This is a genomic window from Rhizobium sp. B21/90, assembly GCF_019355815.1.
Classification (GTDB): Bacteria; Pseudomonadota; Alphaproteobacteria; order Rhizobiales; family Rhizobiaceae; genus Rhizobium; species Rhizobium rhododendri.
This window is the reverse complement of record NZ_CP072162.1, coordinates 1307888-1331877: the sequence shown is the minus strand read 5'-3', so window position 1 is coordinate 1331877 and position 23990 is coordinate 1307888. Positions and strand designations below refer to the sequence as shown.

General features: G+C 60.5%; 21 protein-coding genes. 6 read left to right on the top strand and 15 right to left on the bottom strand.

The window, feature by feature from the left end:
* Window positions 1-15: 15 nt before the first annotated feature.
* Window positions 16-1092: an ABC transporter ATP-binding protein gene (locus J5278_RS06330; protein ID WP_209184488.1), complete on the bottom strand. Its 1077-nt coding sequence runs from the start codon at window positions 1090-1092 to the stop codon at window positions 16-18.
* 264 nt (window positions 1093-1356) lie between these two features.
* Here J5278_RS06330 and J5278_RS06325 point away from each other — a divergent pair, with 264 nt between their 5' ends.
* Complete coding sequence (locus J5278_RS06325) at window positions 1357-2064, top strand: GntR family transcriptional regulator (RefSeq protein WP_209184489.1); 708 nt, start codon at window positions 1357-1359, stop codon at window positions 2062-2064.
* Window positions 2065-2080: 16 nt separating this feature from the next.
* On the opposite strand, the gene J5278_RS06320 is transcribed toward J5278_RS06325, so the two are convergent.
* Window positions 2081-3379 carry an amidohydrolase family protein gene (locus tag J5278_RS06320; RefSeq protein ID WP_209184490.1) on the bottom strand — a complete coding sequence of 433 codons (1299 nt, stop codon included), beginning with the start codon at window positions 3377-3379 and terminating at the stop codon, window positions 2081-2083.
* Between the two features lie 274 nt (window positions 3380-3653).
* Here J5278_RS06320 and J5278_RS06315 point away from each other — a divergent pair, with 274 nt between their 5' ends.
* The gene (locus tag J5278_RS06315; RefSeq protein ID WP_209184491.1) at window positions 3654-4658 is read left to right on the top strand and encodes an NAD-dependent epimerase; all 1005 of its coding nucleotides are present in this window, start codon (window positions 3654-3656) and stop codon (window positions 4656-4658) included.
* Window positions 4659-4662: 4 nt separating this feature from the next.
* Here J5278_RS06315 and rutF read toward each other — a convergent pair whose 3' ends face one another.
* Window positions 4663-5202 carry an NADH-dependent FMN reductase RutF gene (gene rutF / locus J5278_RS06310; RefSeq protein ID WP_374108276.1) on the bottom strand — a complete coding sequence of 180 codons (540 nt, stop codon included), beginning with the start codon at window positions 5200-5202 and terminating at the stop codon, window positions 4663-4665.
* Window positions 5203-5387: 185 nt separating this feature from the next.
* Window positions 5388-6284 carry a DMT family transporter gene (locus J5278_RS06305; RefSeq protein ID WP_209184492.1) on the bottom strand — a complete coding sequence of 299 codons (897 nt, stop codon included), beginning with the start codon at window positions 6282-6284 and terminating at the stop codon, window positions 5388-5390.
* Window positions 6285-6477: 193 nt separating this feature from the next.
* Here J5278_RS06305 and J5278_RS06300 point away from each other — a divergent pair, with 193 nt between their 5' ends.
* The gene (locus J5278_RS06300; RefSeq protein WP_209184493.1) at window positions 6478-6906 is read left to right on the top strand and encodes a hypothetical protein; all 429 of its coding nucleotides are present in this window, start codon (window positions 6478-6480) and stop codon (window positions 6904-6906) included.
* Window positions 6907-6964: 58 nt separating this feature from the next.
* Here the strand turns inward: J5278_RS06300 and J5278_RS06295 are convergent, their stop codons facing one another.
* The 3 genes from J5278_RS06295 to J5278_RS06285 form a co-directional block, all read right to left on the bottom strand.
* Window positions 6965-7573, bottom strand: coding sequence for an alpha/beta hydrolase (locus tag J5278_RS06295; protein ID WP_247749168.1), 609 nt, complete (start codon window positions 7571-7573; stop codon window positions 6965-6967).
* Window positions 7574-7587: 14 nt separating this feature from the next.
* Window positions 7588-8520 (bottom strand): VOC family protein, encoded by a 933-nt coding sequence (locus J5278_RS06290; RefSeq protein ID WP_209184494.1) that lies wholly within the window; start codon window positions 8518-8520, stop codon window positions 7588-7590.
* 249 nt (window positions 8521-8769) lie between these two features.
* Window positions 8770-9072, bottom strand: a complete 303-nt coding sequence (locus tag J5278_RS06285; protein WP_209184495.1) for a helix-turn-helix transcriptional regulator — start codon at window positions 9070-9072, stop codon at window positions 8770-8772.
* 291 nt (window positions 9073-9363) lie between these two features.
* Between J5278_RS06285 and J5278_RS06280 the strand changes: the two genes are divergently transcribed.
* Window positions 9364-10443, top strand: a complete 1080-nt coding sequence (locus tag J5278_RS06280) for an IS630 family transposase (protein WP_111223089.1) — start codon at window positions 9364-9366, stop codon at window positions 10441-10443.
* Here J5278_RS06280 and J5278_RS06275 read toward each other — a convergent pair.
* The 5 genes from J5278_RS06275 to J5278_RS06255 all read right to left on the bottom strand — a co-directional run bounded on the left by J5278_RS06275 (window position 10440) and on the right by J5278_RS06255 (window position 16461).
* On the bottom strand, window positions 10440-10736 hold the full coding sequence (locus tag J5278_RS06275; protein WP_209184496.1) for a helix-turn-helix transcriptional regulator: 297 nt from the start codon (window positions 10734-10736) through the stop codon (window positions 10440-10442). The two genes, J5278_RS06280 and J5278_RS06275, sit on opposite strands and share 4 nt — an antisense overlap.
* 170 nt (window positions 10737-10906) lie before the next feature.
* Window positions 10907-11926 carry a porin gene (locus J5278_RS06270; protein WP_142823542.1) on the bottom strand — a complete coding sequence of 340 codons (1020 nt, stop codon included), beginning with the start codon at window positions 11924-11926 and terminating at the stop codon, window positions 10907-10909.
* A gap of 448 nt (window positions 11927-12374) precedes the next feature.
* A complete protein-coding gene (gene ung / locus J5278_RS06265) occupies window positions 12375-13082 on the bottom strand; it encodes a uracil-DNA glycosylase (RefSeq protein ID WP_142823543.1) in 708 nt (235 codons plus the stop codon).
* Window positions 13083-13174: 92 nt separating this feature from the next.
* Entirely contained in the window at window positions 13175-15616 is a 2442-nt protein-coding gene (locus J5278_RS06260) for an FAD-dependent oxidoreductase (RefSeq protein WP_209184497.1), read from the bottom strand.
* Window positions 15613-16461 carry a choline kinase family protein gene (locus J5278_RS06255; RefSeq protein WP_257623400.1) on the bottom strand — a complete coding sequence of 283 codons (849 nt, stop codon included), beginning with the start codon at window positions 16459-16461 and terminating at the stop codon, window positions 15613-15615. The genes J5278_RS06260 and J5278_RS06255 overlap by 4 nt, the downstream gene beginning before the upstream one ends.
* Here J5278_RS06255 and J5278_RS30890 point away from each other — a divergent pair.
* Complete coding sequence (locus J5278_RS30890) at window positions 16342-16590, top strand: hypothetical protein (protein ID WP_244615303.1); 249 nt, start codon at window positions 16342-16344, stop codon at window positions 16588-16590. The two genes, J5278_RS06255 and J5278_RS30890, sit on opposite strands and share 120 nt — an antisense overlap.
* Window positions 16591-16617: 27 nt before the next feature.
* Here J5278_RS30890 and J5278_RS06250 read toward each other — a convergent pair whose 3' ends face one another.
* On the bottom strand, window positions 16618-17523 hold the full coding sequence (locus J5278_RS06250) for a LysR substrate-binding domain-containing protein (protein ID WP_209184498.1): 906 nt from the start codon (window positions 17521-17523) through the stop codon (window positions 16618-16620).
* Between the two features lie 104 nt (window positions 17524-17627).
* Here J5278_RS06250 and J5278_RS06245 point away from each other — a divergent pair, with 104 nt between their 5' ends.
* Window positions 17628-18641 carry a YeiH family protein gene (locus J5278_RS06245; protein ID WP_209184499.1) on the top strand — a complete coding sequence of 338 codons (1014 nt, stop codon included), beginning with the start codon at window positions 17628-17630 and terminating at the stop codon, window positions 18639-18641.
* A 23-nt stretch (window positions 18642-18664) separates the two neighbouring features.
* Here J5278_RS06245 and J5278_RS06240 read toward each other — a convergent pair whose 3' ends face one another.
* On the bottom strand, window positions 18665-20455 hold the full coding sequence (locus tag J5278_RS06240; RefSeq protein WP_374108262.1) for a putative bifunctional diguanylate cyclase/phosphodiesterase: 1791 nt from the start codon (window positions 20453-20455) through the stop codon (window positions 18665-18667).
* A 237-nt stretch (window positions 20456-20692) separates the two neighbouring features.
* The gene (locus J5278_RS06235; protein ID WP_142823548.1) at window positions 20693-23878 is read right to left on the bottom strand and encodes an efflux RND transporter permease subunit; all 3186 of its coding nucleotides are present in this window, start codon (window positions 23876-23878) and stop codon (window positions 20693-20695) included.
* Window positions 23879-23990: the final 112 nt, after the last annotated feature.

Sequence of the window (23990 nt, the reverse complement as noted above, 5' to 3'; positions counted from 1 at the left end):
CAGGTGGTTGATGGATCAGCCGCGGCCGAGGAGGACTGCGTCCTCCAGGGCCCAGCTCAGTGACAGTGCATCGCCGACCGAAACCGGCTTGGCGAAATAATCGGTGTCGCGAATGATCGCCGTGAAGTCCTCGCTACCGGCGCCGATGACGGTGATTTTCACGGTGGCGCCGCGATATTCGACGTTGGAAACGATGCCGTTGAAGCCGAGGCCCTTCTGCGATGGCTCGGCGAGGCGAACCCGGTCTGTGCGGATACCGATATCCACGGGCGCGCCGACTTCCGTCTGGCCGCGAACGGAAAATGTCTGGCCCTCAGGCGCTTCCAGCGTCACGACCCCGTCCTGGCTGTGGGTCGCGCGACCGGAGAGAACATTGTGATCGCCCATGAAACGGGCGACGAAGGCGGTGGCAGGCCGCTCGAAGACCTCGCGCGCAGAGGCTGCCTGCTCGATGCGGCCGTTGTTCATCACCACGATCAGGTCCGACAACGCCATCGCCTCTTCCTGACTATGGGTGACGTGGACGAAGGTGATGCCCAGCGTCTTCTGCAGCTTCTTCAACTCGGCACGCATGCGAATCTTCAGGAACGGATCGAGCGCCGACAGCGGCTCGTCGAGCAGCAACGCTTCCGGATCGGTGATCAATGCGCGAGCCAGCGCCACGCGTTGCTGCTGGCCGCCGGAGAGTTGCGCCGGACGCCGGGTGGCATAGGGCTCCATCTGCATCAGCGTCAGCATCTCGAGCGCCTTGGCCTGGCGCGCCTGCTTGTCGACGCCCTTCATCTTCAGGCTGAAGGCGACGTTGTCGATGAGATCGAGATGCGGAAACAGTGCGTAGCTCTGGAACATCATAGCCGTCCCGCGCTCCGCCGGACGGGCGTGGGTGATCTGGCTTTCGGAGAGAACGACATCGCCGCCGGAGACACTTTCATGGCCGGCCGCCATGCGAAGCGTCGAAGACTTGCCGCAGCCGGACGGGCCCAGCAAGCAGCAATAGGTGCCGGCTGGCACTTTCAGATCGATCGCGTCGACGGCAACCGTGCCACCGTAACGCTTGGTCAGCCTGATAAGTTCTAGATCGCCCTTAGCCATCGGCCCCTCTTCCGCTTCTTCACAGGAAAGAGGGATTGCAAGGCCCATGCCAAATCTTAAATATTAATTAACATACTGAAATCGTTGACTTCGAAGATAGGTAGCCAACCATAGCATAAAGAATATGCCCATTTATTAGATGCGGCAAATTCAGCAGATGCACACAACGTAAGCAAATATTGTATACAAAACTCACATGGTATTGGACGCAATAATCAGTTATGCTCTCGGCCAAGATCAATACTCGGATTCCGGCACCGCGCCATGCTTGAAAAATCCATCAGGGCCAGAGCGGCGGGGCAACCGCCAGTGCAACAGTCGCCTGTGTATCTCGGCATTCGCAGCGCCATTCTCGGCCACAGCGTGGCGCCTGGAATGAAGCTGCCGGAAGACGAGTTGGCCGAGATCTATTCTGTCAGCCGCACAGTGATACGCGCAGCCCTGCAGGCACTGGCACTCGACCATCTCGTCACGCTCGAAGTCAATCGCGGCGCTTTCGTCGCCAAGCCGACACGGCTGGAGGCCCGCGAGGTTTTCGAGGCTCGCGCGCTGCTCGAGCCGAAAGTCGCCGCCATGGCTGCCGAGATCGCCAAGCCGGCCGACATCGTCCTGCTGGAGCGCCACATCGCCGAGGAACATGCGGCGGTCGCCGCCGGCCGGGACGGCGAAGCGGTCCAGCTCTCAGGTCAGTTTCATGTGGCCATCGCCGAAATTGCCAATCATTCTATCTACATCGACTTCGTCCGCAGGCTTTGCTCACGCTCGTCGCTGATCGTCGCCCTCTACTGGCGCCGCCGCGATGCCATCTGCGAGCACCACGCTCACCATGCGCTGGTCAATGCGATTGCCAGCAACAAGCCGAAGGACGCGTCCGAGCTGATGGTCAGCCATCTCGTCGACCTGTTTTCGGGCCTCGATTTGTCAGAGCGAGAGCCCGGTTCCCGCCGCCTCGCGGAGATCCTCAAGGCGTGACCGACACTGCTTCGCTTCAATGCTCGCTGGCGACCGGCGCGTAGGCAGCAGGATCGACGAAATCGGGCCGCCCGTCGAGCGACAGCCTTGCGCCTCTCGCCGGCGTCTCGCTGATCACCATGCCACGACGAACGACGAACAAACGCGTTGCGCGCAGCCGGATTGCCTCGATCGGGTCTTTCGCCTGCAGCACCACCAGATCGCCGTTGCAGCCGATATCGAGACCATAGCCTTCCAGCCCCATCAGCTTGGCGGGATTTCTGGTGACCGCGTCGAAACAGAAGCGCATTGCCTCGCGAGCCGACAGCTGTCCGACATGCAGGCCCATATGCGCGACGTCGAGCATGTCGCCGCTGCCAAGCGAATACCACGGGTCCATGCAGCAATCCTGGCCGAAGGCGATGTTGATGCCATGCTCGCGCATCTCCCTCACCCGAGTCATGCCGCGCCGCTTCGGGTAGCTGTCGTGGCGCCCCTGCAGCATGATGTTGATCAGCGGGTTGGCGACCACCTGGACATCCGCCTCGGCTATCAGCGGCAGCAGCTTCGACACATAGTAATTGTCCATCGAATGCATCGAGGTCAGATGGGAGCCGGTCGCGCGGCCCTGCAGTCCCAGCCGCTGCGTCTCACAGGCAAGTGTCTCTATGTGACGCGAAAGCGGATCGTCCGTTTCGTCGCAATGCAGGTCGACGCGCAGGCCCCGCCTCGCTGCGATCTCGCAAAGCGCCCGCACCGACCGCGCGCCGTCTTCCATCGTCCGCTCGAAGTGCGGAATGCCTCCAACGATGTCGACACCCAGATCCAGCGCCCGCTCGAGATTGGCGGCGGCCGTCGGCGAACGGTAATATCCATCCTGCGGAAAGGCGACGAGTTGCAGATCGAGATAGGGCGCGACGGCCTTTTTCACGTGCAGCAGCGCCTCGACAGCCAGAAGCCGGTTGTCGCAGATATCGACATGGGTCCGTACCGCCAGCAACCCTTGCGATACGGCGAGATCGCAATAGCGCAGTGCCCGCTCGACCACCGCCTCCTGCGTCAGCAACGGCTTCAGTTCACCCCACAGCGCGATGCCCTCGAGGAGTGTACCGGACGTGTTCAAGCGCGGCAGGCCCAGCGACAGGGTGGCATCCATGTGAAAATGACAATCGACGAAAGGGCTCGAGACCAGCTGGCCGCCGGCATCGATTTCGCGCCCGGCGTTCGCAGCGATCTTCGGCTCGATTGCAGCGATCCTGCCGCCGGCGATACCGATGTCGATCCCCGTGCGGCCATCGGCAAGCGTTGCGTTTCGGATGAGTAGATCGAACGTCATGAACCGGCCCCTTGCTCGACAGGCGCTGCGCCTGAACGTGACAAATTTTTAGCACGCCGACACCACATGCCAACCGTTGAATACGCCGAACATCATGGACAAACTGCATTTTTTCAAACGAGGGCGAAGCCGGGCGACGCTTCCCGCCTATAGGCGGCGGCGGAAACGCTGTGTATAAGCGCAGGCAATCAACTGCTCCTGAAAGCCGGGACCGCTCTACCACGCTCCCGAAGCGTTGACCGGGTGCGACCGGCGCCATCACGAAGGACCTGACATGCGCTACCTGATCACCGGCACCGGTGGCTTCATCGGATTCCATCTCGCCAAGCGACTGCTTGACGAAGGCAATTTCGTTGTCGGCTTCGACGGCATGACTCCGTATTACGATGTGGCGCTGAAGGAAAAACGGCACGCCATCCTCGCGCGCTCGAACGGTTTCAAGCCGGTCATCGCAATGCTGGAAGACAAGGCGGCGCTCGATCGGGCGGCCGAATTGGCGGAGCCTGATGTCATCGTCCACCTCGCCGCCCAGGCCGGCGTTCGCTACAGCCTCGAAAATCCGAAATCCTACGTCGATTCCAACGTCACCGGTTCGTTCAACATTCTCGAACTCGCCCGCGCCATCAAGCCGAAGCACGTCCTGCTCGCCTCGACCTCATCGGTCTACGGCGCCAACGAGAAGATGCCGTTTGCCGAAAGCGACAAGGCCGACGAGCAGATGACGATCTATGCGGCGACGAAGAAAAGCATGGAGCTGATGGCCCACAGCTACGCCCATCTCTTCGACATCCCGACGACGGCGTTCCGCTTCTTCACCGTCTACGGCCCCTGGGGCCGGCCGGACATGGCGCTGTTCAAGTTCGTCGACGCCATCAGGAACGATCGCCCGATCGATATCTACGGCGAAGGCCGGATGAGCCGCGACTTCACCTATATCGACGACCTCGTCGAGGGCATCGTCCGCCTGATCGCGGTGCCGCCGGCGGAGGCCAACCGCATCGTCTCCGATACCGTCATCGATTCGCTGTCGAGCACCGCCCCGTTCCGGATCGTCAACATTGGCGGCGGCGCGCCGGTCGAGCTGATGCACTATGTCGAGACGATAGAGGCAGCGCTCGGCAAGAAGGCCATCCGAAACATGCTGCCGATGCAGCCGGGCGACGTGCATCATACCTACGCCGAACCCGGCCTGCTCGTCGCCCTGACGGGCTACAAGCCTGAGCTGGGCGTCGAGGAAGGCGTCCGCCGCTTTGTCGAATGGTATCTGGAAAACTACTGAGGGGTCAGCCGGCCGTGTGATAATTTCGGTCGAAATAGACGAGGCCCTGCCCGCCATCGCGACGACGGATCGCCTCGACTTCGCACATCAGCACTTCGTGGGTACCCACCTCCGCGCGCTGGGCGATCCGGCAATCGAACGACACCAGCGCGTCCTCGAGCGCCGGCGAGCCGGTCACCAGTTCGGACCACTCGGCGGCTGCAAAGCGCTCGGCAACCGGCGTCTTGCCGCCGAAGAGGCGCGACAGATCCTGATGGCTCTCCGACAGGACGTTCACGCAGAGCACGCCATTGGCAGCGACAGCGGGATAAACGGAGGCATTGCGGTTCAGGCACACCAGAAGCGTGGGCGGGCTGTCGGTGACACTGCACACGGCAGTCGCGGCAAAGCCGGCAAGACCTCCCGGACCGTTGCTGGTGACGATATTGACGGCTGCTGCCATGCGCGCCATGGCATCGCGGAAGGTGAGCCGCAGCGCTTCGGCATCAGCCACGGGTATCTTCTGGTCGGTGGCTGCAGACGTTTTCATGTTCATCCCCATAATTTCATGCGGCAGGTGCTGTTCCGGGCCGCAAACTAGACGCCGGATCGGTGCGTCTCAAGCAAAAGCATTTCGCCCAACGGCGGGCACGAGACAATACATTCCCCTGAATCCTCCATCGTCAACAGCATACTTCGAAAAATGTTGCGATGCACAATGTCGATGACGGCTCTGAAGCCTTCCGGCGCTCAGCCGGGATTGACGACCATCGGCGCCCGGTTGCGCCGGACCTCCGTGAAAATGTGGCCAAACAATGCGACAAGCACGATCGGCCCGCCGATCATCGTCGCGCTCGATGGCGTCTCGCTGAAGAATATCCACACCCAGAGCGGCGTCAAAGGCACCTCGAGCGCGGTCAGCAGGCTGGCATCGGCAGCGGGAATGAGACGGGATCCGAATGTGTAGAGGCTAAGCCCAAGCGCATTCTGGATCAATCCGAAGGCCACGATCAGCCCGGCGTCACTTCCCGAGACGGACCCTGGCGATGCGAACCAGAAACACACCAGTGAGCACAGCCAGCCGGATGCAGCCATGGCCGGCAGCATCGGCACATCGCGGTGACGGCGCATGACGACTGCAAGTCCGGCTACCATCAGGGTCATGATGGCCGCAAGGGCGCGCCCGAACCAGCTTCCACTGCCGGTGCTATCGCCCATTAGCATCACCAGGACCCCGACCAGCGCCACTCCCGCCGCAATCATCGTCGCGGCACTGGGGCGCTCGCGGATATACAGGAAGGCGACGCCGGCGGTGATGAAGGGCACCGTGGCGTAGATCACCATCGAGTCGGCGACGGAGGTGTAATAGATGGAGCCGATGCCGCTGATCATCGCGCCCGTCGAGAAAAACATCGCGGCAAACGACGGCCCGCGCATCGCCCCGATGATGCGCCACGCGCCACCGCGTTCGATGAACAGGAAAAGCAGGAATACCCCGCCGCCCGAGACGATGCCGCGATAGAAGAGGATGGTCATCAGATCGGCGTGGATCGCCCGCATGAACAGCCCGGCCGAGGACCAGGCCAGCGCAGACAGCGCCACATAGAGAACGCCCAGACGATATTGGCTCTGCTCGGCAAGCGTCACAACGATTCCCCCTGGACTTGAGGGCTGACCATTAGCGAGCTACGCAAACACCTGCAAGCAGGCGTTGCGCCCTTTGGGATAACGGATCAGATAACGGCGATTGGTGGCCCAACTGCCACTGGTGACCGCCGTGCTTCTCCATGTCCACGCAAGGCTTTTCATGGTCTTATCGGCAGCGATTCGGGAGAGTAGTATGAATGCTTTGATGGCTGGGCTTATGGCATGTGGCTGCGTCAGCCTGATCGACGCTCCCCTTTGGCCGCCTGCAAGCGACTACATCAACGCCGCCGTCGATTGCCGCCAGAGCAGCAATGCGACAGGATGTGAAAGCGCGCGCAAAAGCTGGAACGGCGATTTCAGAGATGCGATCGCCGGCAAATATCAGGCACAAAGCACCGTCGCCACGTGCCTCAGCACCGGTTGCGACGGCGCCATCAAGCCCGACCCGATGCTCGGCTGCGCCTGGCGCAAGGTGGCGATCAGGACCGCCCACGGGCAAGCGGATGCGCGCGACACCGCAGGCCTGGAGCAATATTGCAGCCAGCCCTATCTCGACGCGGCCGGCCAGCACGCGGCTGACGAAGAAGCACTGGCGCTCCAGCAAATGCTGAGCGCAAAGTAGAGGTGGCTCGCACCGGCGCAACGGCCCTTGAACCGCAGCGCCGGATTGCAGGCCTCATTCAGGCATAGGCTGCAAGCAGCGTCCGCACCGCATCTATCTCGTTCGGCCGGATATCGTGACCGCCCGGGTGCCATTCGAGCGTCGCATCCGCTTTCTGCCGGACAAAGTAGTCCGCAAGCGCCTTCGTCAGGGAAGCCGGTGCAATCGGGTCTCGCGCGCCGGCCGTGATCAGCACCTTCGAGCCCGCCAGTCCGGCATTGTCGCGCGGTTCGAACGGGATGAGCGGATGCATCAGCACAGATGCGTCGAAAAGTTTGCCTTCCTCGATCAGGACATTGGCAAGGATATTGGCTCCATTCGAAAAGCCGAGGCCTATGACTGCCGACGCCTTGTGCTCATCCGCCAGGCTTTTGACGTAGCCGACCATCTTCGTCGTCGCCCGGGCGAGATCGTCCATGTCATAGACGCCCTCGCCGGTGCGACGGAAAAAACGGGCAGCGCCATGTTCGGTAACGTCGCCGCGCGGCGAGACGATGGTCGCCTCCGGCAGCAGCTGGCTGGCAAAGTCGAAAAACTGGTTCTCATCGCCGCCTGTGCCGTGAAAGACGAAGAATGTCGGCTTCCCCGGCGCACCGGCTCGCAGCCGGTGCACATATGTCGATGTCATGATGACCTCCTGCCTCAAGCGTCGAGTGGCTCGAGATGTTCTTCAAGCAGTGGGCGCAGATGCGCGTGCTGCGGTGGCAGCTTTAGTGCCTCGCCGAGATGTGCCGTATCCTCGTCGCGATCGAAGCCAGGTTCATTGGTTGCAATCTCGAACAGGACGCCGCCCGGTGTGCGGAAGTAGATCGCCCAGAAGTAGTCGCGATCGATGACCGGCGTCACCTGATGGCCGGTATCCATCAGCAGCTTGCGCACTTCGAGTTGCTTGGCGCGGTTTTCGACCGAGAAGGCTACGTGGTGGACCGACCCTGCCCCCGGCAGTGAACGGGCGATGTTCGGCATGGTTTCGAGATCGATGAAATCGGCACCATTGCCGCCTGGGATGACCAGCCGCTTTGTGCCCTCATGGGTGTCGGCAACCTGATAGCCCATGTATCGCAGCAGTTCGTCCGTCGCACCGTCGTCGCGCAGGCGCATCGACACGGAGTGAAAGCCGCGGATGGCATGATCGGCCTCTATGCCTCCATGCAGCCAGGGCTGGCGAAGATCGTCCCGGACCTCGACAAGCGCAAGGTCGTCACCATCAGGACCGGCAAAGTGCAGGCGCTTCTGGCCGAAGGATTCGTCGGCCTTCAAACCCCTAATGCCCTGCGCTGCCAGACGGTCCGTCCAGAAACCCAGCGAACCTTCGGGGACCGAGAACACCGTGGTGCCGACCTCGCCCGTACCGGGACGACCACGCGCCATCTTCGGGAACGGAAAATAGGTCATTACCGAGCCGGGTGCGCCGACTTCATCGCCGTAATAAAGATGATACACATCCGGCGCGTCGAAATTGACGGTCTTCTTGACGCGGCGAAGGCCCAGCGTCTGCGTGAAGAACTTATTGTTTGTGCGGGCATTCTCTGCCATCGACGTGACGTGGTGGAGGCCTTTGATCTGGTCAAGCATGTCAAACCCCTTTGTTCTGCCCGGTCGTATCGACCGGTTCCATGGGGTGAAGATGGTCGCTGTCAGGCTTTTGCGATAGACCGCAAGACCCGGACGGATTGTCTCCAGATCGTGAACGATCCATCGATGTCGTTCACGCTACGCGCGATCCGGAACAGTCCAAAGCGTAGTCGGCGCAATTTGCAGCCTTCGATCAAACGCTTGCAGCTCAGGTGCCGCAGCTTCGGATGACGCAGAACACGAACCCGCCTATTCCTCCTCGACCTCTTTATCGCGCTGGCAACAGATTTCGGCGATGGCTTTCACCATCTGGACTGTGTTCGGACATGTGAGGGAATAGCGGACGTTCTTGCCGCAGCGGCGGCTGCGGACGATGTTGTTGTCACGAAGGATCGTCAGGTGACGCGAGACGCCAACCGGAGTTTCATTCAGCTCCCGCATCAGATCGCGAACAGAATGCTCGCTTTCGAGCAACAAAAACAGGATGTGCAGGCGATGGCGGTTTGCCATGATCCCAAGAAAATCGGATTGCGCTGCAGCGGCCCTCTGCATCTCTTCCCCATATATGCCAAAATCATCGTCCCCCGACGGTACCACCAAGAAATCTCCCCAAATCCCGCCTCCGGAATTTTAAACTATTGCTGCTGTTCCACTTCTATTTTCTATTGATTAGAGGAACAAAAGGCAACTTGGCCTTAGAAAAATAAATATCGGGATTTATAGCTATATTTTATATTTGACATGAAAGTATTTAATCGAAGAATTCGCCAACTAGTGGTTACCGCCTGACATAAGAGTCCTGTATGGGATTCCATTTGCTGGGTTGGCATGCGAGTCTGGCGCATGCGCACAGGAATATCGTTCACCGTTTCGCCAACAGATCACCAACGCCTGATGGCCTTGACCAGGGATCGCAATGCGCCCCAAAAGCACGTCTGGCGGGCCGAGATCATCCTGCTGAGTGCCGATGGCGTCGGAACTGTCGAGATTATGCGCCAGACCGGCAAATCGAAGACCTGCGTATGGCGCTGGCAAGAGCGCTTCGCCACAGAAGGCGTCGAGGGTCTCCTGCGCGACAAGACGCGGCCGTCGCGTATTGTGCGGCTCGGACCCGATGTCGCCGAGCGTGTGGTGGCCCTGACGCTGGCTGATCCGCCGGGCGAGACGACGCACTGGACGGCCGACATGATGGCGACGGCCGCCGGCATCAGCGCCAGCGCAGTCAGGCGTATCTGGAAAGCGCATGGCCTCGCACCTCATCGGTGGCGGCAGTTCAAATTGTCCAACGACCCGAAATTCGTCGACAAGCTGCGAGACGTTGTCGGCCTCTATGTTGATCCGCCAGCCCACGCCGTCGTGTTGTCGGTCGATGAGAAAAGCCAAATCCAGGCGCTCGACCGCACCCAGCCGGGCCTGCCGATGAAGAAGGGTCGGCTCGGCACCATGACCCACGACTACAAGCGGCACGGCACAACCACGCTGTTTGCCGCCCTCAACGTGCTCGACGGCACCGTCATCGGCCGCAACATGCAGCGTCATCGTCATCAGGAGTTCATCCGCTTCCTCAACGCCATTAACGCCCAGGTGCCGGACGACAAGGCCGTCCACGTCATCCTCGACAACTATGCTGCCCACAAGCATCCCAAGGTGAGAGCCTGGCTCGACCGTCACGAGCGTTTCACCTTCCACTTCACTCCGACTTCAAGCTCATGGCTCAACGCGGTGGAGGGTTTCTTCGCCAGGCTGTCGAAGCGGCGTCTGAAACGCGGCGTTTTCCATTCCGTCGTCGATCTCCAGGCCGCCATCAACCGTTTCCTCGTTGAGCACAACAAAAAGCCAAAGCCCTTCACTTGGACCGCCGATCCCGACAAAATCATCGCCGCCGTTAAACGCGGGCACCAAGCGTTAGATTCCATCCACTAGAAATTATGCGATATCGCGTCCAGAGCATTCAGGATGACAACCACGTTGATCGATTTCGCGGCGTAAAAGATGTTTTGAGCTTTCCTGTTGGTGGTGACGACCCGTCCCCGTCTCAGCTTTGCCAGGTGCATGGAGGTGGCATTTTCGCTTAGCCCAACTTGCGTGGCCAGCTGCCCGACCGATCTCTCTTCCTCGAGAAGAAGTCGCAGGATAGTCAGTCTCGCCGGGTTGGCCATCATCGCCAGGAGCGAGGCTTGATCACGCATCAGTTTTTCCTGCTGCTCGGCACCCATGGTCTGCTCCTGTGCTTGTTTTTAATTTCCAATATCTTCCAGGATGAAACAGAAAAGGCCCAGCTGGGATGCCGGACCTTTTCCGTTCGGACCGGAGGTCAACCGATCAGTCTTTCCCCGCAGGCATTCACCCACGGGATCCTCAGCCTGGCAGACGCCAGGTGTCGGGATTAGAAGTTGCGCTGGACGCGGAGAACGCCTGCCCAAACGCTTTTATCGACGTTGTCATAGTTGACGTAGGTGATTTCCGGCTGGAGCTTGAGGCCCTTGACCGGGAAGAAGGCAAGGTTGGTGGTTGCTTCGAAGGTCTTGTTGTCAGCATATGCCAGCTGCACGTTCCAGCTCAGCTTTTCGCTGAACTTTGCAGTGCCGCCGCCCCAGACAGCCCAGTCACCCGTGGTGCCAAAGGGGTCGCCATTGGCGTACTTGTTGGTCGTGTTGCCGTCGGTGTTCCAGGCACCCATCAGGAATGCGCTGACTGTGCCGAAGTCTGCATCGAGGCGTACCTTGACTGCGCCTTCTTCGGCGACGGAGTCATAACCGCCCGCAACCTTGATCCCGAATGCGCCGGCCTTGTAGCCGAGTCCGGCAACGACGTCGGGAGCATAGTGGTCATAGGCTACGCTGGAATAGGAATCTTCGAGCGAGATCACACCGGTGAAGCCGGTGCCGGAGTCGTAGGAATAGGTGAGCTGGTTCAGCTCGTAAGGTCCATCTCCGATCACATCATCGTTGATGACGTTGCCGGCATAACCCATGTATTCGTTATACTGCGAGTCCTGCCGACCGATGAGGAAACCGCCGAGCGAAATATAGGCGATCAGCGGAGAGGCATCCGAATTTACGCCTTCCGAATAGTTGAAGCGCAGCGTCGTCGCCGTCTTCAAGGGACCATATTCAGTGTCCGTTGCGGAGTTGAACGAGAGTTCAGCGCGGGTGTAGTTCTTGGTCCCAAAGGCACCAAAAGGATTGTAGGCATCGTGCCAGTAAGTATCGTTGCGGATCATGCCGCCGATCTTGAGGCAAGTTTCGCTGCCTGGAATGTAGAAGTAGCCGGCGCCGTATGCGTCGCAGATGCGGACATATTCCAGCGGTTCCGGTTCGGCAGCGACGATTGCGTCGGCCGCATGTGCACCAGATACAACAGCGAGCGCTGCAGCGGATCCGAGAAGAAGAGATTTGATATTCATGAAAGCTCCCGATGTGTTATCTCGGCACAATTCTTCGCTTGCGTAAATCAATACACAATTTTGAAAGCACCAATTTGTTGAGACCCTTACAGATCAAAACCGAAGCAGAAGTCTTCGATTTACAATTCGAATATCATCGCATCACGATAATATGACAACAAAGATTTTGTATTAGGTGCGCACTTGAACAATATAAACTTGGATCTATGTTGCAGCCATGTAACTTATTATTATAGTAAATATGTTTGTTATTCTAATAAATTCCCGTAATTGTATTTTATCAAGTCAATATATCGAAAACAAACATATCTGTATCTCTAATATTTTAATTTTTACTTGAGAATCATCGGTAAGGCTGAGCGCTAGTCCGCATCGGGCTAGCGCTGGCCGCCATGGCGTTCGGCACGCCTGGAATTTCGGTGGGAGATCTCTGGCGTCGATTGCGGCCCTAAGCCTGGCCGGCGCCTGGATTTTCCGGGAGCGCCCAGTCAATCGGCGTGCGTCCGTGTTGCTCAAGATAGGCGTTGGCCTTGGAGAAAGGTCTGGATCCGAGAAATCCGTTATGGGCCGAAAGCGGCGACGGATGTGCGGATTTCAGCACCAGATGGCGCGACGCGTCGACGAATGCGGCTTTCTTCTGCGCATAGGCACCCCATAGAAGGAAGACGACATGCTCGCATTGATCGTTGACGGCCCGGATCACGGCATCGGAAAACCTTTCCCAACCCTTGCCCTGATGGGACGCGGCGCGAGACTCCTCGACGGTCAGCACGCTGTTCAGCAAAAGTACGCCCTGCCGGGCCCAGCTTTCGAGAAACCCGTGGCGTGCCGGTGGAATGCCGAGATCGGCCTGCATCTCCTTGTAGATATTGACCAGCGACGGCGGCGTGCGCACACCCGGCCGGACGCTGAAGCAAAGGCCGTGCGCCTGCCCGAGGCCGTGATAGGGATCCTGACCGAGGATCACCACCTTGACATCATGCAAGGGCGTCAGGTCGAGCGCGCGGAAATATTCAGGCCCGCGCGGAAAGATGGTCTTGCCGTTTTGCCTTTCCTCAACCAGGAAGGCCTTGAGCTTTTCCATGTAGGGGCTGGAGAATTCCGCCGACAGCGCATTCTTCCAGCTTTCCTCCAGCTTTACTCCCGCCTCCGGCATTCACTTGGCTCCTTGTTAGGCCTCCACCGTGATGGCGAAATGCTGCCCAAGTCAACAAAACGACGTCGGGGATGTCCTTAAAGCCACAGCCTTTAGGCTCTGATACGAGCCATCTGCGGATCGTAGAGCGGCTTCAGCGAGACAGTACAGGGCACGCGTCGCATCGCAACGTCGAGCGTATAGCGTCCCGACATGACGAAATCGGCTGTGACCCCGGCAGCGTTGCGGACGTACCCGTAGCCGATCGGCCGGTCGACCGTGTATCCGAAGCCACCGCTCGACAGCCACCCGACGCGTTGGCCACCGCGGTAGATGGTTTCCCGTCCGAGCAGCACCGTATCGCGGTCCTCCGGCACGAAACAGGCCAGCAGCTTCTTGACGCCGGACTTGCGCTGCTCCTCGATGGCCGCCCGCCCCCTGAAATCAGCGTTCTTCTTTACGGCCCAGCCAAGCCCGGCTTCGATCGGCGTGTGGTCCGGGCCGATGTCGGCACCCCAGGCCCGATAACCCTTTTCCAGCCGGCAGCTTTCGATCGCCCGGTATCCGGCATTGACCAGATGGTGCGCGGCACCGGCCGTCATCAGTGCATCGTAGACCGCCCCGGCATTTTCCACCGGCACATGCAGCTCGAAGCCGAGTTCACCTACATAGGTAATGCGCAGCGCCCGCACAGGTGCCCCGGCGATACCGATGGTGCGCACTTGGCCAAACGGAAAGGCGGCATTCGAGACGTCGGCGCGGGTCACCTGCTGGAGCACGGCGCGCGATTGCGGCCCCATCAGCGACAGCACGCAGTAGCCCGATGTCACCTCCACCAGTTCGGCCTGCAGACCCTTGGGGATATTGCGGCTGATCCAGTCGAAGTCGTGAGTGGCAAAGCCGGTACCGGTGGTGATGTAGTATTCGTTGTCTGCCAGGCGAGCGACCGTCAGATCGCATTCGATGCCGCCCCGGTCGTTGAGCATCTGGGTGTAGATCAGCGATCCGACCGGCCTCGCCACGTCGTTGGAGGCGATCCAAGTGAGCGCCGCTTCGGCATCTCTCCCCTTCAGCACGAATTTCGCAAACGACGTCTGGTCGAAGATGACGACGGATTCGCGCACGGCCTTATGTTCGCGGCCAACGGCATGGAACCAGTTCTGCCGACCGTAGGTGTAGATATCGCGGGGCTCCTCCCCGGCAAAAAGGTCGGCAAACCAGTTCGGCCGCTCCCAGCCGAGTTTTTCTCCGAAGCAGGCCCCTTGCGCCTTCAGGCGGTCATAGAGCGGCGATTTGCGGCAGGGACGTCCGCTCGCATGTTCCTCGAACGGCCAGGCCATGGTGTAGTGCTTGCCGTAAGCCTCCAGCGTCCGGCTGCGCACGCAGTCGGTGTCGAAATGCGGCCGGCCGAAGCGACGAATGTCGACAGGCCAGAGGTCGTAGGGAGGCTGTCCCTTCGAGACCCATTCCGCCAGAGCCATGCCGGCACCGCCGGCAGATGCAATGCCGAAGGCATTAAAGCCGGCGCCGACGAAAAAGTTACGCAGCTCCGGCGCCTCGCCGAGGATGAAATTGCCGTCGGGCGTAAAACTTTCCGGCCCGTTCAGCAGTTGCTTGATACCTGCCGTTTCCAGTGCCGGAACGCGGGCGAGTGCCTGCTCCATGATCGGCCCGAAATGATCGAAATTGGAATCGAGCAGAGAGAAATGGAAATCCTTAGGTATGCCGTCGACTGCCCAGGCGATCGGGTTGGGCTCGTAGCCGCCCATGACGAGACCGCCGACCTCCTCTTTGTAATAGGTGAGCCGATCCGGGTCGCGCAATGTCGGCAGGTTCGAGGGCACGCCGAAGGATTCGGTGATGATATATTGATGCTCGACCGAGACAAGCGGCACGTTGACGCCGAAGCGGGCCGCGAAATCCCGCGTCCACTGGCCAGCGCAGACGACGACCCGCTCGCACTCGATCCGACCGCGATCGGTGAGGACGGCGCGGATGCGGCCCTTGTCGATTTCGATGTCGAGCACTTCCGTATCCTCGAAGATCGCAGCGCCGGCCATGCGCGCACCGCGCGCCAGCGCCTGGGTGATATCGGAGGGATTTGCCTGCCCGTCGGTGGGAAGGTAGGCAGCACCGATGAGGTCGTCGACCTGCATCAGCGGCCAGAGCGACAGCGCCTCCGATGGCGTCAGCAACTGCATGTCGAGGCCGAACGACTGGGCGGTCGTCGCCTGGCGCTTGACCTCGATCCAGCGCTCCTCGTTGCAGGCAAGGCGCAGACCGCCATTCATCTTCCAGCCGGTCGCAAGACCCGTCTCCGCCTCCAGCCGCTTGTAGAGATCGACGGAATAGCCGAGCAGCTGGGTGATGTTGGCGTTGGAGCGCAACTGGCCGACTAGTCCCGCCGCGTGAAACGTCGTCCCGGACGTCAGCTTCCGGCGCTCGAGAAGAACGGTATCCGTCCAGCCGAGCTTGGCGAGGTGATAGGCGGTAGAACAACCGATGATGCCGCCGCCGATGACGACTGCTTTTGCTGTCCCGGGCAGTTCCTTCATCGACGTTCCTCGATATCAAACAGCTGATAGGCGCGCTCGAAACGCGCCATGTTGTCGGCGGTATAGGCGACGTAGTCGAACTCTATCGTGGAATAGGCTTCGGACACCATGCTCCAGAGCGTTTCGCGCAAAAGCGATGCACATTTCATCGCCTCGTAGCGGCGCTTCAATCCTCTTTCCCCGACGCCGTCGTGGTAGATATCCAGCATGGCGGCCTCCTGATCGGCGGAAAATCCGGCATTGGAGGCAAGCCCGCCGAGATCGAACAGCGGCGTATTGAAGCCGGCATAGTCCCAGTCGATAAGCCAAAGCCGGTGACCGTCGTCAAGAAAATTGCTGGCCAGCAGGTCGTTATGGCAGAAGACGATGTCAAACGGTCCCGCCGCCTTCTCCAGCCTCCTCATCTTGTCCAGCGATCCGTGCATCAGGGGCTCGTAGCGGCTCCCGATATCCCGGAGCGTCGATGCGTAGTCGGCAATGATATGAAACGACCAGAACATCCCGGCAGCGCCGCGCAGGTGGCCGCCAACCCTGCGATGAGCATCGCGCACCAGCAGCACGACACGCTCCAGCATATCCGGCCGCCCGAGCACCTCGGCCGACAGCGCCGGCGCGTCGATGTAGTCGAGTACGAGAATGCCGGGCTCATGATAGACGACATCGGGAGACAAGCCGGCAGCATGGGCAGCCAGGCTGGCCGCCAGCTCGTTGGCACGGACGATATGATGAACCGGAATATCGGAGCCGAGACGCACGACACGGCGCCGCGAACCGTCCCTTACAAGATAGTTGCGGTTGGTGATGCCGCCGGTCAGGGCAGCGATCTCGATTGGCCCATGCCAGATATCGAGCGCGCGAATACGATCCTCGGGCTTGTCGATAATGCCGGTTCTCCCATTGCAGAAGAGCTGACCCGAAATTTCGTCACAATTGCCGGACTGTCAAGGATAATGCCGGAAAGTCAAGCATTCTGACCAATTTGGAGCCGCACCGCAGGCGTCTCAAGAGGCGCTGGCTCGAGGTGTAACAACGCGGCACATCTGTTCCAGCGCGATGGACGCCTTGCTGGCGTGCCGTTCCTTGTGGCGCAGCAGGCGAAAACTGCGGGCCGGTAGCTCGAAGGCCGCCTTCACCAAAAGCCCCTGTTGCAGATAGAGACTGGCCGAGACGCTGGAAATCGCCGCCGCGCAGGCGCCTGCCTGCACAGCCGATAGAACCGCTTCGTTGGATGGAAAGACCAGCGCGACCTGCATGTCCTGCGGCACGATGCCGAAGCCCCGCATAGCCTCCTCGAAGGCCGAGCGGGTGCCCGACCCTTTCTCGCGCATCACCCAGAGACTGTCGGCAACGAGGTTGGCTGCTGACAGCGCCCGGCCATCCGCCCACGGGTGGTCCGGCGCCACCACCACCGATAGCGCATCGCTTGCAACAACGGCGGACGACAGTTCCGGTGCGTCGATCTCCCCCTCCACCAGCCCGAGTTCCGCCTCGCCGGCGATGACTGCATCCGCGACGGTGCGGGTATTGCCGATGGTCAGGCTGAGGTCGATGCCGGGATAGGCCTGGTGGAAGCGCATCATGACCGGCGGCAACCAGTAGCTGGCGATGGTCTGGCTGGCATAGAGATTGAGTTGGCCGCGCTGCAGCCCGCCGAGCTCCGACAGCATCAGTTCGGCCGCGCGTACGCGCGCCAATGTCGCCCGCGCCTCGTTCAGAAACACCCGTCCCGTCTGCGTCAGCTCGATCCGCCGTCCGACGCGATGAAAGAGTTCCACGCCATAGAATGCCTCGAGGTTCTTGATCGAGGCGCTGACGGCTGACGGCGTCAGCCGTATGGCTTGCGCGGCGCGGGTCAGGTGCTCCCGCTCGGCAACGGCGACGAAGATGGCCAGCTGTTCAAACGTCATAAGCCAACCGTTCGTTTTAATCGAACGAAACATGCCATAATATTCGATGGAAATCTACAACTCGCTGTAGGACAGTCCGGGCACCAGACCAAAGAAGGTGACCCATGTCTATCGCCTCGCGCTCACGTCACATCCTGCCGGGATTGGCACTTTGTCTTGCCGTCGCACTGGCTGCAGTGGCGGTCGAAAAGCTTGAGGTTGTGCTGCTTGGCGGCCGATGGATCGAAGGTCTCATCCTGGCGATTGGCTTCGGCATCGCCGTTCGAACCGCACTGCCGCACATGCCCTCGATGCGCGCGGGTATCGATTTCAGCGCCAAGATCCTGCTGGAAGTGGCTATCGTGCTGCTGGGTGCATCGATCAGCCTGTCGGCAATCCGGGGTGCCGGGTTACCGTTGATCGGCGCGATTGCCGGGCTGGTCCTGCTGTCGATAGCCATCAGTTACGCCATCGGCAGGCTGCTGGGGCTTCCGGGCAAGCTGGCGACGCTGATCGCCTGCGGCAATGCCATCTGCGGCAACTCTGCCATTGTCGCCGTAGCGCCGGTCATCGAGGCCGACGCCGAGGAAATCACTGCCGCACTGGCCTTCACCGCCGTGCTCGGCGTTTTCGCGGTGTTCCTGCTGCCGGTGCTGTTCGTCAGGGCGGGTCTCAGCCCGTCGCAATACGGCGTGCTTGCCGGCTTGACGGTTTATGCCGTCCCGCAGGTGCTGGCTGCAACGGCACCTGCCGGCTTGCTGGCCGTCCAGACGGGCACCTTGGTCAAGCTCGTGCGCGTGCTGATGCTCGGCCCCGTCATCGTCATGATCGGCACGATGATGAAGGGCGTGAAGACGGAACTCCCGGCACAGCACCACTCCATCGTACCGTGGTTCATCGTCGGCTTCGTGCTGATGATGGGCTTGCGTTCATTCGGCCTCATCCCGGAGGTTGCCTTTGTACCGATGAACCTAGTCTCCAACACGCTGACGCTGGTCGCCATGGCAGCACTGGGATTGTCGGTGGACGTTCGGGTCGTCGGCCACGCCGGTGGCCGGGTGATCGCGGCAGCGACGCTATCGTTGCTCGTTCTCGGCGGGCTGAGTTGGATCGTCATCACGTTTCTGCAGATCCAGTAGAACGCCTGCGTCTTCAGCGTGGTCTATGCGCTGTCTGCTGGCATCTTTGACAGCAGCATGAAGATGTCAGCTGCCGGGCTCGGATAACCCAGAGCAAAACCCTGCAAACCGTCGCAACCGATCTCTCCCAGCACCCGGGCATGCTCCTCGGATTCGACACCCTCGGCAATGACTTCGACATTCAGTGTCTTGGCAATCTCGACGATCGACGCGACAAGGCGCCGCTGTTCTTCCGACACGGTAATGTTGGTGACAAGCTGGCGATCGATCTTCAGCCGCTTCGGCCGCAAGCTGACCAAGCCGATCAGCGACGCATGCCCCGACCCGAAATCGTCTATCTCGATATCGACACCTAGCGTCTTCAGACCCGCGATGTTCGAGACGACGATATCTTCGCAATCATCGAGGAAAATCGTTTCAACCAGCTCGAAAACGATAGATTCCGGAGGGATATCGAGCCTGTTCAATTTCTGGATCAGTTGCGGGTCGTTGAGCCGTTTGGCAGACACATTGACCGCAATGCGCGGCGGCACGATACCTTCCGCCCGCCATCGTCCGTAGTCAGCAAGGGCCTGCTCCAGAACCGCGGCATCAATTTCGGCTTCCAGACCGTATTCCTGGGCAACCTTGAGGAAGGTCCCCGGAAGCATCAGGCCATGCACGGGATGCTTCCAGCGCGCCAGGGCCTCGAGGCCAAAGATGCGCCGCGTGCGCGCATCCACCTGCACTTGATAATAGGGGATGATTTCATGGCGCTGCAGTGCCAGCTTGAGGTCGCCGGCCAATTGCCTTTTGCCCAGCAAATCGGATTGCAGCTTCGCACTGAAAAACTGCACCCTGTTGCGACCGAGTTTCTTCGCCTGGTACAGCGCCAGATCGGATTCCGCCAGAATATTCCCGGCCTTTGACGTCATGTTCCAGGCGATACCGACCGAGGCATTCGTCTGCACGACGCCGGCTGCGAAAGGCACATCGGCGCGCAGCGCAGAGAGGGCGCCGTCGGCCAGCGTCTCCAGCGCGCCGGCCTCGGCCACGTTGGTCAGCAGGATCACGAATTCGTCGCCGCCGATGCGGGCAACCATGCTCGCTCCGGAAACGGCGCCGGAAAGACGCGCGGCGGTGGCCTTCAGCATTGCGTCGCCGGCGGCATGGCCAAGCTTGTCGTTGATCTCCTTGAACCGGTCGAGATCGATATGGATCACAGCGAGGCTCTCGACCGTCGGATCGCTCAACAGTTCGGCAAGACGGCGGTCGAAATAGCGGCGATTGGGCAAGCCGGTGAGATAATCGTGGTTGGCAGCGTGCTCGACCAACCCCTTGCTGCGCTCGACCGCAACCGCCCTCGCCTCTGCCACCGACTTTTGCTCCGCCAACTCACGGGTCAGGATGACATCGGCGGTGACGTCCCACTCGGCGCCGATGATTGACAGGGAACCGTCCGGCCCCTCGTAGAAACGCGCGCTCGAGCGGATGTGGCGCGTCTGGCCGTCGGCGAGAATGATGCGGAAATGTGAGTTGTATCGGCCTCTGGAGGCCACGGCTGCATCGAATTCGGCAGAGGCCCTGTCGCGGTCGTCGGGATGAACCGCATTCAGCCAGATGTCACCGGTCACTCTGCCCGACAGGCCTGTCCCGTAGAGCCTGTGCATGGAAAGGTCCCAGACGACGGTGTCATCCCGAAGATCATGCTCCCAGACACCAATTTGCGATGTCTCCAGCGCCAGCTCCAATCTCCTCACGAGATCCTGGAACTCCTGCTCTGTCCGACCTGCATCGATAGATGGTTTCGCGATCGCCGCTCCTCCCGACGCCAAGGCAATGTGACACGCCTTGCCGACATCAGATCACATAGCTTTTAATTAGCTAATTTTAATAAACACAGGAAACGCGAGCGTCTATCTTCGTGATACATCAGACGGGCAAAGCCATGGCATTCCGTGCCTTGATCCTCAAACGAAGATATATCTTATTCCAGAAACGACAATGGGCGGACCCTTGCGGATCCGCCCATTCTGTCTGTTCGAGGAGGTCAAGCGCCGAACAGGCAACTTTTATTCGGCAGCAATCCGGATGATCTCGGCGTTATGCTCTTCATGCTGCTTCAGCGGACGGTTGCCCGATAGCTTGCGGATCAACACATAGAACACCGGCGTCATGAAGATGCCGAAGAATGTCACCCCGATCATGCCGGAGAATACCGCCACGCCCATGGCCGCACGCATCTCGGCGCCCGCACCCGTCGAGGTGATCAGCGGCACGACGCCCATGATAAAGGCCATCGAGGTCATCAGGATCGGCCGCAGTCGCAGACGGCTGGCTTCCATGGCAGCCTGAACGGGCGTCCTGCCGACAAACTCCAGCTCGCGGGCAAATTCGACGATCAGGATGGCGTTCTTCGCCGATAGCCCGACCAGCACCATCAACCCGATCTGGGTGAAGATGTTGTTGTCACCGCCCATCAGCCACACACCGGTTAGCGCCGCAAAGACACCCATAGGCACGATCATGACGATCGCCAGCGGCAGGGCGAGGCTTTCGTACTGCGCGGCAAGCACGAGGTACACGAGCAGCAAGGCCAGCGGGAAGATGATCAGTCCGGAATTGCCGGCGATGATCTGCTGGTAGGTCAGGTCCGTCCACTCATAGCCGATACCCTTTGGCAGAGTGTCGGCCGCAATCCGCTCGACTGCTGCCTGCGCCTGGCCGGATGAAAATCCGGGGGCTGCGCCGCCGTTGATGTCGGCAGCCAGGAAGCCGTTGTAGCGCGTCGTCCGCTCAGGTCCGGTGCTGGCCTCGACCTTCAGCAGCGCCGAAAGCGGGATCATCTGCCCTGTCGACGAGCGCACCTTCAACTGCCCAATATCACCGGGATGGGCCCGAAACTTCGCATCCGCCTGCACCCGGACGCTGTAGGTGCGGCCGAAAGCGTTGAAGTCGTTGACGTAGAGCGAGCCGAGATAGATCTGCAGCGTGTCGAAGACATCCGTTACCGAGACACCCAGCTGCTCTGCCTTGGCGCGATCAAGGTCGGCGTAAAGCTGCGGCACGTTGATCTGGAAGCTCGAGAACAGACCCGCAAGCTCAGGCGCCTGATAGGCCTTGGCCAGAAACGCCTTGTTGGCTTCGTCTAGGGCCTGGTAGCCAAGCCCCGCCTTGTCCTCCAGCTGCAGCTTGAAGCCGCCGGTGGTGCCGAGACCTTGCACGGGCGGCGGCGGGAACATAGCGATGAACGCTTCCTGGATGCCGCCGAACTTCTTGTTCAACTGCATGGCGATGGCGCCGCTCGACAAATCGGGTGTCGTACGCTCCTCGAACGGCTTCAGCTTGACGAAGATAACGCCGGCATTCGAGGAGTTGGTAAAGCCGTTGATCGACAGGCCGGGGAAAGCGATCGAATGCTCGACGCCCGGTTCCTTCATCGCGATCTCGCTCATGCGCTCGATGACATTCTGCGTCCGGTCGAGACTGGCCGCATCCGGCAGCTGGGCAAAACCGATCAGATACTGCTTGTCCTGGGCCGGCACAAACCCGCCCGGCACCGCCTGGAACAGGAAGTAGGTGGCACCGATCAGGGCGAGATAGACGACCATGACGACGCTTTTCATCGACAGGATGCCGCCGACCCCACGGCCATAGCCATTTGAACCGCGCTGGAAGACCGTGTTGAATCCACGGAAGAACCAGCCAAGGCCCTTGTCCATCACCCGCGTCAGCCAGTCCTTCGGGGCATGGTGGTCCCTGAGCAGCAGCGAGGCCAGCGCCGGCGACAGCGTCAGCGAGTTGAACGCGGAGATCACCGTCGAAATGGCGATCGTCAGCGCGAATTGCCGATAGAACTGGCCGGACAGGCCGGAGATAAAGGCGAGCGGCACGAACACTGCGACCAGCACCAGGGCGATGGCAACGATCGGGCCCGACACTTCCTTCATGGCCCGGTAGGTGGCATCCCTCGGCGACAGGCCGTTCTCGATATTGCGCTCGACATTTTCGACCACGACGATGGCGTCGTCGACGACGATACCGATGGCCAGCACCAGCCCGAAGAGGCTAAGCGCATTGATCGAGAAGCCGAACATATACATGACGCCGAAGGTACCGATGATCGACACCGGCACTGCCACCAGCGGAATGATCGACGCCCGCCATGTCTGCAGGAATAGGATGACGACAACGACAACCAGCGCGATGGCTTCGAGCAACGTGTGCACGACCTTGTCGATCGAGGTGCGGACAAACTCGGTGGTATCGTAGACGATCTCGTACTTCACGCCGTCAGGCATCGCCTGCTGCAGCTCGTTCATGGTCTTGTGGACCTCGTCCGAGATGGTGATGGCGTTGGAGCCGGGCGCCTGGAAAACTGGGATTGCGACAGCCGACTTGCCGTCCAGCAGCGAGCGCAGCGAATAGTCGGATGCACCGAGCTCGACGCGGGCGACATCGCGCAGGCGGGTGATCTCGCCATTGGTGCCGCTCTTGACGATGATGTTGCCGAACTCCTCCGGCGTCTGCAGGCGACCCTGTGCATTGACGTTGAGCTGCACGTCGATGCCGGTAAGGTTCGGAGAAGCGCCGATGACGCCGGCGGCAGCCTGAACGTTCTGCGCCCGGATGGCATTGGCGATATCGTCGGCCGCAAGCCCGCGCTCGGCGGTCTTCTGCGGATCGACCCAGACGCGCATGGCATAGTCGCCCGAGCCGAAGATCTCGACCTGGCCGACGCCCTGGATGCGTGCAAGCCGATCCTTTACGTTAAGGACCGCATAGTTGCGCAAGTATGTGATGTCGTAGCGATTATCCGGCGACACCAGATGCACGACCATCATCAGGTCGGGCGAACTCTTGACGGTGTTGATGCCGAGATCGCGGACGTTCTGCGGCAACCTTGGCTCGGCCTGCGAAACGCGGTTCTGCACCAGCTGTTGCGCCTTGTCCGGGTCGGTGCCGAGCTTGAAGGTGACAGTCAGCGTCATCAGGCCGTTGGATGTGGCCTGGCTGGACATGTAGAGCATGCCCTCGACGCCGTTGATCTGCTCTTCGATCGGCGTTGCCACCGTCTCGGATATGACCTTCGGGTTGGCGCCCGGATATTGCGCGGTAACGACAATCGACGGCGGCACGACTTCCGGATATTCCGAAATCGGCAGCAGCCCCATGCCGATCAATCCTCCGACGAGGATCAGGACCGACAGCACACCAGCAAACACCGGTCGGTCGACGAAAAAGCGAGACATGTTCATGATGTGGCCCTCTCCAGGGATAACGGTGGACGCACTGCGCAGGACCACGCGGCAACTCCGCCGCAGGTCTCATGCCATTTGCAATTTTTAACTGACCGGGAGGCCCCCTCCC

What these genes read in the sequence shown, in the direction of transcription:
- J5278_RS06280 (WP_111223089.1), top strand. Translation starts at nt 9,364, where the DNA reads ATGCGCACAGGAATATCGTTCACCGTTTCGCCAACAGATCACCAACGC.
- J5278_RS06295 (WP_247749168.1), bottom strand. Translation starts at nt 7,573, where the DNA reads ATGACATCGACATATGTGCACCGGCTGCGAGCCGGTGCGCCGGGGAAG.
- J5278_RS06285 (WP_209184495.1), bottom strand. Translation starts at nt 9,072, where the DNA reads ATGCAGAGGGCCGCTGCAGCGCAATCCGATTTTCTTGGGATCATGGCA.
- J5278_RS06260 (WP_209184497.1), bottom strand. Translation starts at nt 15,616, where the DNA reads ATGAAGGAACTGCCCGGGACAGCAAAAGCAGTCGTCATCGGCGGCGGC.
- J5278_RS06315 (WP_209184491.1), top strand. Translation starts at nt 3,654, where the DNA reads ATGCGCTACCTGATCACCGGCACCGGTGGCTTCATCGGATTCCATCTC.
- J5278_RS06325 (WP_209184489.1), top strand. Translation starts at nt 1,357, where the DNA reads ATGCTTGAAAAATCCATCAGGGCCAGAGCGGCGGGGCAACCGCCAGTG.
- J5278_RS30890 (WP_244615303.1), top strand. Translation starts at nt 16,342, where the DNA reads ATGAACCGGAATATCGGAGCCGAGACGCACGACACGGCGCCGCGAACC.
- J5278_RS06275 (WP_209184496.1), bottom strand. Translation starts at nt 10,736, where the DNA reads ATGGGTGCCGAGCAGCAGGAAAAACTGATGCGTGATCAAGCCTCGCTC.
- J5278_RS06245 (WP_209184499.1), top strand. Translation starts at nt 17,628, where the DNA reads ATGTCTATCGCCTCGCGCTCACGTCACATCCTGCCGGGATTGGCACTT.
- J5278_RS06235 (WP_142823548.1), bottom strand. Translation starts at nt 23,878, where the DNA reads ATGAACATGTCTCGCTTTTTCGTCGACCGACCGGTGTTTGCTGGTGTG.
- J5278_RS06320 (WP_209184490.1), bottom strand. Translation starts at nt 3,379, where the DNA reads ATGACGTTCGATCTACTCATCCGAAACGCAACGCTTGCCGATGGCCGC.
- J5278_RS06270 (WP_142823542.1), bottom strand. Translation starts at nt 11,926, where the DNA reads ATGAATATCAAATCTCTTCTTCTCGGATCCGCTGCAGCGCTCGCTGTT.
- J5278_RS06330 (WP_209184488.1), bottom strand. Translation starts at nt 1,092, where the DNA reads ATGGCTAAGGGCGATCTAGAACTTATCAGGCTGACCAAGCGTTACGGT.
- ung (WP_142823543.1), bottom strand. Translation starts at nt 13,082, where the DNA reads ATGCCGGAGGCGGGAGTAAAGCTGGAGGAAAGCTGGAAGAATGCGCTG.
- J5278_RS06300 (WP_209184493.1), top strand. Translation starts at nt 6,478, where the DNA reads ATGAATGCTTTGATGGCTGGGCTTATGGCATGTGGCTGCGTCAGCCTG.
- J5278_RS06290 (WP_209184494.1), bottom strand. Translation starts at nt 8,520, where the DNA reads ATGCTTGACCAGATCAAAGGCCTCCACCACGTCACGTCGATGGCAGAG.
- J5278_RS06250 (WP_209184498.1), bottom strand. Translation starts at nt 17,523, where the DNA reads ATGACGTTTGAACAGCTGGCCATCTTCGTCGCCGTTGCCGAGCGGGAG.